Here is a 10,976-nt window from a genome sequence, read left to right on the forward strand (position 1 = left end):
TGTCGCCAACGACCACCTGATAAGGCAGCTTCTGCAAGCTATGTTCGCGGATTTTATAAGTAATCTTGTTATTACTCAAGTCCGACACCGCACGGATACCCGCCTCGCGCAGCGCCTGGGTGACTTTTTGCACATATTCAGTCTGACGCTCGCTGATGTTCATCACCATCACCTGCACCGGCGCCAGCCACAGCGGGAAGTTGCCGGCATGGTGCTCGATCAGGATGCCGATGAAGCGCTCCATCGAGCCAAGGATCGCGCGATGCAGCATCACCGGCGGCTTGCGGCTGTTGTCCTCGTCGACGAACTCGGCCCCGAGGCGCACCGGCAGGTTGAAGTCGAGTTGGATGGTGCCGCACTGCCACAGACGGCCGAGCGAATCCTTCAGCGTAAACTCGATCTTGGGGCCGTAAAACGCGCCCTCGCCCGGCTGCAGATCGAACGCCAGCCGGTTCTTTTCCAGCGCCGCAGCCAGCGCGGTTTCCGCCTTGTCCCATGACTCGTCCGAGCCGACACGCTTGTCCGGCCGGGTCGACAGCTTCACCAGCACGTCGCTGAAGCCGAAGTCGGCGTAGACCTTCTGCAGCATGACGATGAAGTCGGCCACTTCCTGCTCGATCTGGTCCTCGGTGCAGAAGATATGGGCATCGTCCTGGGTAAAACCGCGCACCCGCATGATGCCGTGCAGCGCGCCCGAAGGCTCGTTGCGGTGGCACGAGCCGAACTCGGCCAGCCTGAGCGGCAGGTCGCGGTAGGAATGCAGGCCGCTGTTGAATATTTGCACATGGCCGGGACAGTTCATCGGTTTCACCGCGTAGTCGCGGTTTTCCGATGCGGTGGTGAACATGTTGTCGTGGTAGTTTTCCCAGTGGCCGGACTTCTCCCACATACCGCGATCCATCATCGCGGGCGTGCGCACTTCCTGGTAGCCGTATTCGACGAACTTCTGCCGCATGTACTGCTCGATCTGCTGCCACACGATCCAGCCCTTGGGATGCCAGAACACCATGCCCGGCGCCTCGTCCTGCATGTGCAGCAGGTCGAGCTGCTTCGCGAGCCTGCGATGGTCGCGCTTCTCGGCTTCTTCCAGGCGGTGCAGATAGGCGTCGAGATCGTCCTTCTTCGCCCACGCCGTGCCGTACACGCGCTGCAGCATCTCGTTCTTCGAATCCCCACGCCAGTAGGCGCCGGCCAGCTTCATCAGCTTGAAGTGCCTGAGCTTGCCGGTCGACGGCACATGCGGGCCGCGGCAAAGGTCGATGAAATCGCCCTCGCGGTAGAGCGAGATATTCTCATTGGTGGGGATCGACGCGATGATCTCGGCCTTGTACAGCTCGCCCATGCTGCGGAAGAAGGCCACCGCTTCGTCGCGCGGCATCACGCTGCGTTCGACCGGGATGTCCCGCTTTGCCAGTTCGGCCATCTTCTTCTCGATCGCCGTCAGGTCTTCCGGCGTGAACGGGCGCTTGTACGCGAAATCGTAGTAGAAGCCATCCTCGATCACCGGGCCGATGGTCACCTGCGCGTCGGGGAACAGCGACTTCACCGCGTACGCCAGCAAATGCGCGGTGGAATGGCGGATCATGTCGAGGCCGTCGGCGTCCTTGTCGGTGACGATGGCGAGCTGCGCGTCCGCATCGATGAGGTGGCTGGTGTCGACCAGCCGGCCATCGACCCGCCCGGCGAGCGCCGCCTTGGCAAGGCCGGCCCCGATGCTGGACGCGACCTGCGCCACCGTGACCGGCGCATCGAACTGTCTGACGGAACCGTCGGGAAGCGTGACATTGACCATATTACGAACTCCGGAAACAAAAAAACGCGGACCGGCCGCGCTTTCGGATGTTGCTGATTAAAGACTGCAGGCACACTGCGAACAGCGATGCGCCGGGTTTATCCAGGGTCGGCGCGCCAGCGCACGGCCCAAGACATAAACCGTGAACTACGCGAATAATTTTAGCATCCTCGCAGATCGCTAGTCCATCGACGCCATGCGCAAGGATGCGGCCCATGCCGTGCGCATCCTTGCCCGCGCGCCGGAGATGCGGCAACGGCCCCGGATCGGGCAAGCTCTGGTGCTAAAATACGCCGGGTTTCGATCACCGTTTCGAACACGCCAAACGAAAATTCAAGCGCCGCAACGGGCCGGTTTCCCGGGAGACGGCCTTTTGTTTGTGGAAACCGCTGCAGCCTTTTCCGTAAAATCGAGATTCGACAAGATGCCCAGAGACGTGCCGAACAATTGTAAATAAAGCATGTCATTGCTCCTGATTCTTCTTCTTCCGTTCGTTGGCAGCCTGTGTGCTGCCTTCCTGCCGTCCAATGCCCGCAATGCCGAAGCGTGGCTGGCCGGCATCGTCGCGCTTGCGGCTGCAGTCCTGGCGGCAAGCTTGTATCCGCAAGTCGTCGCCGAAGGCGTCATCCGCACGACCATTCCCTGGGCGCCCGGTCTGGGGCTGGACTTCTCCCTGCGCATGGATGGCTACGCCTGGCTGTTCGCCATGCTGATCACGGTGATCGGCGCACTGGTGGTGGTCTATGCGCGCTACTACATGTCGCCGGACGATCCGGTGCCCCGTTTCTTCTCCTTCTTTCTGGCATTCATGGGAGCGATGCTCGGGGTGGTGCTGTCGGGCAACCTGATCCAGATTGCCATGTTCTGGGAGTTGACCAGCCTCGCTTCGTTCATGCTCATCGCCTACTGGCATCACCGCGTGGATGCGCGCCGCGGCGCGCGCATGGCACTTATCGTTACCGGCGCGGGCGGGCTGGCGCTGCTCGGCGGCATGCTGCTGCTCGGGCACATCGCCGGCAGCTATGACCTGGATGCGGTTCTGGCTGCGGCGGAGACGATCCAAAACCATCCCTGGTATCCGCTGACGCTGATCCTGATCGCGCTCGGCGCACTGACCAAGAGCGCCCAGTTTCCTTTCCACTTCTGGCTGCCCCATGCCATGGCGGCGCCGACGCCGGTTTCGGCCTATCTGCATTCCGCCACCATGGTGAAGGCCGGCGTGTTTTTGCTGGCCCGGTTCTGGCCGGTGCTGGCAGGCACCGATTTGTGGTTCTGGATCGTCGGCGGCGCCGGCCTGTGTTCGCTGCTGATCGGCGCCTACCTGGCCCTGTTCCAGCAGGACATGAAGGGCGTGCTCGCCTACTCCACCATCAGCCATCTCGGCCTCATTACGCTGCTGCTGGGAATGAACAGTCCGCTGGCGCTGGTGGCGGCGGTTTTCCACATCGTCAATCACGCCACCTTCAAGGCTTCGCTGTTCATGGCGGCGGGCATCGTCGACCATGAAACCGGCACGCGCAACATGCAGCGGCTTTCAGGCCTGTATCGGGCGATGCCGATCACCGCGACGCTGGCCATGGTGGCGGCCGCGGCGATGGCGGGCGTGCCCCTGCTCAACGGCTTTCTGTCGAAAGAAATGTTCTTTGCCGAGACCATCTTCCTCGACCGTCCCGACTGGCAACGCATCGGCCTGCCGCTGGCGGCGACGCTGGCGAGCATGTTCAGCGTCGCCTATTCGCTGCGCTTCATCCATCAGGTCTTCTTCGGCCCGCCGACCGACGACCTGCCACGCGCCCCCCATGAACCGACGCGCTGGATGCTGTTGCCGAGCGCGCTGCTGGTGCTGGCCTGCATACTGGTCGGGATGTTCCCCGGCATCACCGTCGGTCCCTATCTGCAAACGGCGACCGACTCGATTCTCGGCAGCGACGCGCCCGCCTACAGCCTGGCTGTCTGGCATGGCCTCAATCTGCCGCTGCTGATGAGTGCCGCCGCGTTCATCGGCGGTATCGCGCTCTACCGTGCCTTTCTCTGGCGCACCGGAACGGATGTGCCGCTACTCGAACGCATCGACGGCAAACGCATCTACGACTGGCTGCAGACGATGCTGATGTCGGGTGCCGAACAGGCCATGCGCTGGCTGTTTTCGCCGCGCCTGCAGATGCAACTGCTGGTGCTCATTCTGGTTGCCCTGGGCGGCGCACTGCTGGCCCTGCTCAATACAGGCAGTTCCTGGGGCACGCGGGAAACAACGCCCCTCCACCCGGCCTTCGCGCTGCTCTGGATAGTCGGCGCCGCCTGCGCGCTGGCCGCCGCCTGGCAGGCCAAGCATCACCGCTTTGCCGCGCTGGTCCTGTCGGGCGGCGCCGGGCTGGCGACCAGCCTGACTTTCGTCTGGTTCTCCGCGCCCGATCTGGCGCTCACCCAACTCACTGTCGAAGTGGTCACCGCCGTGCTGATCCTGCTCGGCCTGCGCTGGCTGCCGCGCCGCGATGCACGCTTCGCCCAGGGGCGGCCCGAGACGGCCCGGGTGCGCCTGCGGCGCCTGCGCGATCTGCTGATCGCCGCCGCCGGCGGCCTCGGTCTTGCAGCGCTGGCCTACGCCATCCTGACCCGCCCCGACATCGATGGCATTTCGCCCTTCTTCATCACGCAGGCCTTGCCCCTAGGCGGCGGCCTCAACGTGGTCAACGTGATCCTGGTCGATTTCCGCGGCTTCGACACCCTGGGCGAAATCACCGTGCTCGCCGTGGTCGCGCTGACCGTATTCGCCCTGCTGCGCCGCTTCCGCCCGGCGCCGGAGAGCATCCCCCTGCCGCGCCAGCAGCGTGAGCAGAATGCGGCGGACGGCATCGAGGAAAACCGCGTGCCCGACCCCGATGCCTTGCTGCCGAGCGGCTATCTGATGCTGCCGGCGGTGCTCGTGCGCCTGCTGCTGCCGCTGGCGATGCTGGTCTCACTATTCTTCCTGCTGCGCGGCCACAATGCGCCGGGCGGCGGCTTCGTCGGCGGACTCGTGCTGGCCACCGCCATCATCCTGCAATACCTCGTCGGCGGCACGGTGTGGGTGGAGTCGCGCCTGCGCATCCATCCCATGGTATGGATCGCGCTCGGCCTGCTCAGCGCGGCCGCGGCCGGCGCCGGCGCGTGGCTGTACGGCTATCCTTTCCTCACCAGCCTTGCCTGGCACGGCGAATTGCCGCTGCTCGGCGAACTGCACCTGTCGAGCGTGCTGCTCTTCGATCTGGGCGTTTACATGCTGGTGGTAGGCGCGACGGTGCTGATGCTGGTGGTCATCGCCCACCAGTCGCTGCGCCGCCATCACCGCAAGGCCGGCATCGGAGGAAGAACCTGATGGAAATCGTTTTTGCCCTCGCCATCGGCGTCATGGCCGGTTCGGGCGTGTGGCTGCTGCTGCGCCCGCGTACCTTCCAGGTCATCATCGGCCTGTCGCTGCTCGCTTACGCAGTCAACCTGTTCATCTTCGGCATGGGCCGGCTGCGCGTCGGCGCCGTCCCGGTGATCGACCCGCTCCGCGGCAGCAACCCCGATCTGTATACCGACCCGGTGCCGCAGGCCCTGGTGTTGACCGCTATCGTCATCGGCTTCGCCACCACTGCGCTGTTCCTCGTCGTCATGCTCGCTTCGCGCGGCTTGAACGGCACCGACCACGTCGACGGCCAGGAAACCGAAAAAGAATGATGCCGACCCGCCTTTCGCCGCCGTCAGCCCCCGGAGCGCCACATGGGTAGCTGGCAACAACACCTGCCCATCCTGCCGGTCGTGCTTCCCCTGCTGACGGGCGCCTTGCTGCTGCTGATCAGCGAAACCCGGCACCGTCTGCGCGCCACGATTGCGCTGCTCGCCACGCTCGCCCAACTGTTGCTGGCGCTGACCTTGCTGGGCATGACCGACGCGCGCCTGCCCGCTCCGTGGAGCGGCGAGATCGCCGTCTATTCGCTCGGCAACTGGGCGGCGCCGTTCGGCATCGTGCTGGTGGTGGACCGCCTGGCGGCCATCATGCTGACGCTGACGGCAACGCTCGGATCGGCCGCCCTGATCTACTCGCTGGCGCGCTGGGAGCGGGCGGGGGTGCATTACCTGCCCCTGTTCCAGTTCCTGCTGATGGGGCTGAACGGCGCTTTTCTCACCGGCGATCTGTTCAACCTGTTCGTGTTCTTCGAGGTCTTGCTGGTGTCTTCCTACGGCCTGGCGCTGCATGGTTCGGGGGTGGCGCGGGTCAAGGCCGGGCTGCACTACATCGCGGTCAATCTGGCCGCCTCCCTGCTGTTTCTGGTGGCGGCGGCCCTCATTTATGGCGTGACAGGCACGCTCAACATGGCCGAGCTGGCCTTGCGCGTGCCGACCCTCAGCCCCGACGACCGCACCCTGTTCGACATCGGCGCCGCACTGCTCGGCATCGTATTCCTGGTCAAGGCCGGCGCCTGGCCGCTCAACTTCTGGCTGCCGACGACCTATGCTGCGGCATCGGCACCGGTGGCCGGGATATTCGCGATTCTGACCAAGGTGGGAGTCTATGCCTTGTTGCGCCTCGAAACCCTGCTGCATGCAGCCGGTTCCCCTGCGCCCTTCGGGGGCGAATGGCTCTTTTATGGCGGCTTGGCGACCATCGCCATCGGCAGTCTCGGGATTCTCGCCACCCAGCGGCTGGAGCGGCTGGCAGGATTTCTGGTGATCGTCTCGTCCGGCACCCTGCTCGCGGCCATTGGTTTCCACGGCAGCGCCCTGACCGGCCCGGCCCTGTTCTACCTGGTCAGTTCGGTGCTGGGCAGCGGCGCATTTTTCATGGTGATCGAGATGGTGCAGCGCAACCGGGCCTACGCGGCCGACCTGCTCGCCATCAGCTTCGAGGCTTTCGGCTTGCAGGATACCGCCAGCGATACGGAACACCCCGACGAAACGGTCGGTCTGCCGATACCGGCAGCGATGGCGTTTCTCGGGCTGACGTTCGTTTCCTGCGCGCTGCTGCTGACCGGGCTCCCTCCCCTGTCGGGCTTCGTCGCCAAGTTCTCCCTGCTCGCTGCAGCCATTGACGAGGCGGCGAGCAGCAACCCCCTGCCTTCCTGGCTGTTTATCGCGGCCCTGCTGCTGTCGGGCCTGGCAGGGGTGATCAGCCTGTCGCGGCTGGGCATCCGCGTATTCTGGAGCGGCGAACGCAGCACGCCGCGCCTGCTCTGGGTCGAGGCCGGTCCGGTGGCCGGCCTGATCATCCTCTGCGCCATCCTTGCGCTGGGTGCCGGGCCTGCCATGGACTACTTCAGGGTCACGGCCGAGTCGCTGCACAATTCCGCCGCCTACATCGATGCGGTGTTGCCGGCCTATGCCAGAGGATCGGGCGAATGAAGCGCAAACCCCTGTTGCCGCTGCTGCCGATCGTCCTGGTCGTGGTGTGGCTGTTGCTCAACGACAGCCTGTCGGCGGGGCAGATCGTCCTCGGCATCCTGCTCGCCCTGCTCGTCACGTTTGCCGTCGCCCCGCTGCGCCCTCTCCCGGCCTGGCCCCATCGCCTGCACCTGGCCATCGGTCTGATCTTCCACGTGCTGCACGACATCATCCGTTCCAACCTGGCGGTCGGCAGCATCATTCTCGGGGCCTCCCGGCGCCAGCCCCGGGTCGGCTTCATGAAGATTCCCCTCGACATGCGCGACCCTCACGGGCTGGCGATGCTGACCATCATCGTCACCGCCACGCCGGGCACGGTCTGGGCCGGGCACGATGCGGACAGCAACGTCCTGACGCTGCATGTCCTCGACTTGCAGGATGAAGCCGCCTGGGTGCGCACCATCAAGCAACGCTATGAACGTCCCCTGATGGAGATATTCGAATGAACGCCATTCTCTCCGGATCGATTTACTTCGCTCTGACCTGTTTTTCCGTCGCCATGCTGTTCGCCCTGCTGCGCCTGCTGCGGGGGCCCTCCGCCCAGGACCGGGTGCTGGCCCTCGATACCCTGTACATCAACGGCATGCTCACGATATTGATGCTGGGAATGGGCATCGGCTCTGCCGTCTATTTCGACATTGCCCTGCTGATCGCCCTGTTCGGCTTCGTCGCTTCGACCGCGATGGCCAAATTCCTCCTGCGCGGCGAGGTGATCGAACCATGATGACCATCGACATTTCGCCGTGGTTTGCCCTGCCGGCGGCGCTGCTCCTGATCTGCGGCGGCCTGCTGACCCTGGTCGGCTCCCTCGGCCTGCTCCGCCTCGACACCTTCTATGCCAGGATCCACGCCCCGACCATGGGCAACACGCTGGGCGCCGGCTGCGTATTGCTGGCTTCGATCCTGGTGTCTTCCGCACTGGCCCAGCGCCCGGTGATCCACGAAGTCCTCATTACCGTATTCATCCTCCTGACATCGCCGGTCACCGCAATGCTGCTGATGCGCGCAGCCGTCTTCCGCGGCCGCGACTGAGGTGCAGGCAGCCGTGCCGCGAGGCGGCCGCGGTCCGCGCAAAGACTGCCGCAGAAGCGGCACGCAACGGTTGGTTTAAACGAGCGGGGCGTTCCCGACCGAATTCCATGCCGGCCGGCATGCCAGGTTCCGGCTACGAGAACAAACTGGAGAGAATGAAGCGGATACGTCGAAAACGTGCCGCGCAGAAAAGACAAAACGGGCAAAAGCCCGTCCTGTTTTAGCTACCGTTGGTAGGCGCGATTGGACTCGAACCAACGACCCCCACCATGTCAAGGTGGTGCTCTAACCAGCTGAGCTACGCGCCTAATGCGGGGCGAATCATAACCGAAACGCCACGCGCGTGTCGAGCCGGAACGGCTTTTTTTCGCGTTATTTTCATGGCCTCGGCCCCGAAACATCCTGGCGCTGAAGGGGCCTGATTGCAAGGGGCCGCCAATCCTGGCCAGCAACGCTGCGTGCCCCCGATCCCCGACAGGATCAGCGCGGGCGACAGGACATTGATATATTGCCGACAGTTATACGAAGCCGTCTTTCCCCTCTTGGCATTTCATGTCAGGCGCCACCGCCGGATCACCTCGTACCGCGCGCCCTCGGCTTCGGTGCGCGAGGCCGCCAGCACGAAATCGCCAACAGACCAGCATACCGGCACACACGCCGGCGGTTCGCCGCCCGCCGTGTTGCGCAGCAGGGTGACATGCGGTACCTGCGGGCGGGCGTCGATGGAATAGCCGGCAGCCTGCAGGGCAGCATTCAAGGCGCTGGCCAGTTCGGCGTATTGCGGCGGCGTCCGGCTCGCGCCCAGCCAGCCGATGCGGTTGTGCCGCCAGTAACCGGGGCGGTCGAGGGCTAGCTCGAAGGCGTCGGCGCGGACGGTATCGGCGCAGGCGGCCAGGTCGTCAAGCTGTCCGGCCGGCGTGCTGCCGAGAAACGCCAGGGTGAGATGCAGGGTGTCCGCATGCATGCGTCGGCCGCCCCAGTGCTGGTGCAGCCATTTGCCGGTGCGGTTGAGCGCGTCGCGGGTGGTGTCATCCGGCCACAGCGCGAAAAACAGCCGCAGCGTGTCCGGCTTGTCCGGACGTGGTTGATTCAGGCCGGGCTTGGCTGCTGCGGCCGGGCCGGGTTCAGTCACGCCCGATCAGGCACACCGCCTCGGCAGCGATGCCTTCGCCGCGTCCGGTAAAGCCGAGTTTTTCGGTGGTGGTGGCCTTGACGTTGACGCGGTCGATGGCGATGCCGAGGTCGTCGGCGATGTGCGCCGTCATCCGCGCGATGTACGGTGCCATTCTCGGCGCCTGCGCGATGACGGTGGCGTCGACGTTGCCGACGCGCCAGCCGCGCTCGCGCAATTGTTCGACGACGCGGCGCAGCAGGATGCGGCTGTCGATGCCGGCAAACGCGGCGTCGGTATCCGGGAAATGGCGGCCGATATCGCCCAGCCCGGCCGCACCCAGCAGCGCATCGCTGATCGCGTGCAGCAGCACGTCGGCGTCGGAATGGCCGGCCAGTCCCCGGTCATGGGGAATGTCGACGCCGCCGATGACGAGCTTGCGGTTGGCGGCGAAAGCGTGCACGTCGAAACCGTGCCCCACTCGAATCTCACTCATGCAGCTTCCTCAGAATCAAGCCTGCCAGCTCCAGGTCCTGCGGATACGTGACCTTGAGGTTGCGGCTATCCGACTCGACCAGCCGCGGCTGCAGGCCCAGTTGCTCGATGGCCGAAGCCTCGTCGGTCGTGTCGCTGCCGGCCGCGCGCAGCGCGCGGATCAGTATGCCATGGCGGAACATCTGCGGGGTCTGCGCCTGCCACAGCCCGTCACGCGGCTCGGTGGCCGCGACGCGCTGTTCGGCATCGGCCCGCTTCAGGGTGTCGGCGACCGGCACGGCGAGGATGCCGCCGACCGGGTCATTCGCCAGATCGGCAAACAGCGCATCGAGCATGGCCGGCGACAGGCAGGGCCGCGCGGCGTCATGCACCAGAACCCAGTCATCGTCGGCCGCGACCATCGCCGCGGCCTGCAAACCGTTGCTGACGCTCTCCGCCCGCGTCGCGCCACCGCAACGCACGGTTTCCAGCTTGGCGCCCAGTTCGCTCCAGTCGGTGCGCGGCCACCATGGGTCATCCGGCGCCAGCACGACCCATACCCGTTCGATGTCCGGACAGGCGGTCAGCGCCTTGAGGGTATGGAAGATCAGCGGCCGCCCGAGGAGGTCGAGATACTGCTTGGGCTTCTCGGCGCCGAAGCGGGAACCGCTGCCGGCAGCGGGAACGATTGCGAAATGGCGTGGCATGGCTTAATTTTACTGAAGAACGATTAAAACTGAGGAGGCGCATGAGCTTCGTGGTTCCCGAACTGGTTGAACCGGTCAAGGCCTTCGCCACGGCCCTGGGCATCGGGCTGCTGTTCGGCATGGAACGCGAGCGGCGGCCCGACTCGGCGGCCGGCCTGCGCACCTTCTCGCTGGTCGCCATGCTCGGCTGCCTGTTCGCCCTGCTCGACGAGCGCTCCGGTAGCACCTGGCTGCTCGCCGTTGGCCTGCTGGTCATTGCCGGGGCGATGATCGCCTCCAATTTCTCGTCGCAGCAGGAGGAGCAATACCGCGGCTTCACGTCGGAAGCGGCTGTCGTCGTGACCTACGGCCTCGGTGCGGCAGTCTGGTTCGGCTACGCGACGCTGGCCGTCATGCTGGCCATCACGACCACCGTGCTGCTCTATTTCAAGGCCGAGCTCAAGCAACTGAGCCAACG

Annotated in this window: 11 protein-coding genes and 1 tRNA gene; 7 read left to right on the plus strand and 5 right to left on the minus strand. The window is 65.1% G+C overall.

What is annotated here, in order from left to right; genetic code table 11:
- Positions 1 to 1,792, minus strand: a 1,792-nt coding sequence (thrS, locus tag Q0L94_RS01755; protein ID WP_296749523.1) for a threonine--tRNA ligase, incomplete at its 3' end; no start/stop codon positions are given.
- A 460-nt stretch (positions 1,793 to 2,252) separates the two neighbouring features.
- Here thrS and Q0L94_RS01760 point away from each other — a divergent pair.
- The 6 genes from Q0L94_RS01760 to mnhG are packed head-to-tail and all read left to right on the plus strand — an operon-like array spanning position 2,253 to position 8,227.
- Positions 2,253 to 5,147: a monovalent cation/H+ antiporter subunit A gene (locus Q0L94_RS01760; protein ID WP_296749525.1), complete on the plus strand. Its 2,895-nt coding sequence runs from the start codon at positions 2,253 to 2,255 to the stop codon at positions 5,145 to 5,147.
- Entirely contained in the window at positions 5,147 to 5,494 is a 348-nt protein-coding gene (locus Q0L94_RS01765; RefSeq protein WP_296749526.1) for a Na+/H+ antiporter subunit C, read from the plus strand. The genes Q0L94_RS01760 and Q0L94_RS01765 overlap by 1 nt, the downstream gene beginning before the upstream one ends.
- Positions 5,495 to 5,536: 42 nt before the next feature.
- A complete protein-coding gene (locus Q0L94_RS01770; RefSeq protein WP_296749528.1) occupies positions 5,537 to 7,156 on the plus strand; it encodes a monovalent cation/H+ antiporter subunit D in 1,620 nt (539 codons plus the stop codon).
- Entirely contained in the window at positions 7,153 to 7,641 is a 489-nt protein-coding gene (locus Q0L94_RS01775; protein WP_296749530.1) for a Na+/H+ antiporter subunit E, read from the plus strand. Before Q0L94_RS01770 ends, Q0L94_RS01775 begins: the two co-directional genes overlap by 4 nt.
- Positions 7,638 to 7,919, plus strand: coding sequence for a K+/H+ antiporter subunit F (locus Q0L94_RS01780; RefSeq protein WP_296749532.1), 282 nt, complete (start codon positions 7,638 to 7,640; stop codon positions 7,917 to 7,919). The genes Q0L94_RS01775 and Q0L94_RS01780 overlap by 4 nt, the downstream gene beginning before the upstream one ends.
- Complete coding sequence (gene mnhG / locus Q0L94_RS01785; protein ID WP_296749534.1) at positions 7,916 to 8,227, plus strand: monovalent cation/H(+) antiporter subunit G; 312 nt, start codon at positions 7,916 to 7,918, stop codon at positions 8,225 to 8,227. Before Q0L94_RS01780 ends, mnhG begins: the two co-directional genes overlap by 4 nt.
- A gap of 231 nt (positions 8,228 to 8,458) precedes the next feature.
- On the opposite strand, the gene Q0L94_RS01790 is transcribed toward mnhG, so the two are convergent.
- The 4 genes from Q0L94_RS01790 to ispD all read right to left on the minus strand — a co-directional run bounded on the left by Q0L94_RS01790 (position 8,459) and on the right by ispD (position 10,519).
- Positions 8,459 to 8,535: transfer RNA gene (locus Q0L94_RS01790), tRNA-Val, on the minus strand.
- A gap of 242 nt (positions 8,536 to 8,777) precedes the next feature.
- Positions 8,778 to 9,359, minus strand: coding sequence for an RNA 2',3'-cyclic phosphodiesterase (thpR, locus tag Q0L94_RS01795; protein ID WP_296749536.1), 582 nt, complete (start codon positions 9,357 to 9,359; stop codon positions 8,778 to 8,780).
- Positions 9,352 to 9,834, minus strand: a complete 483-nt coding sequence (ispF, locus tag Q0L94_RS01800) for a 2-C-methyl-D-erythritol 2,4-cyclodiphosphate synthase (RefSeq protein ID WP_296749538.1) — start codon at positions 9,832 to 9,834, stop codon at positions 9,352 to 9,354. The genes thpR and ispF overlap by 8 nt, the downstream gene beginning before the upstream one ends.
- A complete protein-coding gene (ispD, locus tag Q0L94_RS01805) occupies positions 9,827 to 10,519 on the minus strand; it encodes a 2-C-methyl-D-erythritol 4-phosphate cytidylyltransferase (protein WP_296749539.1) in 693 nt (230 codons plus the stop codon). The genes ispF and ispD overlap by 8 nt, the downstream gene beginning before the upstream one ends.
- Before the next feature lie 41 nt (positions 10,520 to 10,560).
- On the opposite strand from ispD, the gene Q0L94_RS01810 reads away from it, so the two are divergent.
- Positions 10,561 to 10,976: MgtC/SapB family protein (locus Q0L94_RS01810; RefSeq protein ID WP_296749541.1), on the plus strand; the 416-nt coding region annotated here is incomplete at its 3' end.

The organism is Thiobacillus sp. (genome assembly GCF_024708915.1).

Coding starts and splice junctions, on each gene's coding strand:
- Q0L94_RS01760 (WP_296749525.1), top strand. CDS start 2,253: ATGTCATTGCTCCTGATTCTTCTTCTTCCGTTCGTTGGCAGCCTGTGT.
- Q0L94_RS01765 (WP_296749526.1), top strand. CDS start 5,147: ATGGAAATCGTTTTTGCCCTCGCCATCGGCGTCATGGCCGGTTCGGGC.
- Q0L94_RS01770 (WP_296749528.1), top strand. CDS start 5,537: ATGGGTAGCTGGCAACAACACCTGCCCATCCTGCCGGTCGTGCTTCCC.
- Q0L94_RS01775 (WP_296749530.1), top strand. CDS start 7,153: ATGAAGCGCAAACCCCTGTTGCCGCTGCTGCCGATCGTCCTGGTCGTG.
- Q0L94_RS01780 (WP_296749532.1), top strand. CDS start 7,638: ATGAACGCCATTCTCTCCGGATCGATTTACTTCGCTCTGACCTGTTTT.
- mnhG (WP_296749534.1), top strand. CDS start 7,916: ATGATGACCATCGACATTTCGCCGTGGTTTGCCCTGCCGGCGGCGCTG.
- ispF (WP_296749538.1), bottom strand. CDS start 9,834: ATGAGTGAGATTCGAGTGGGGCACGGTTTCGACGTGCACGCTTTCGCC.
- ispD (WP_296749539.1), bottom strand. CDS start 10,519: ATGCCACGCCATTTCGCAATCGTTCCCGCTGCCGGCAGCGGTTCCCGC.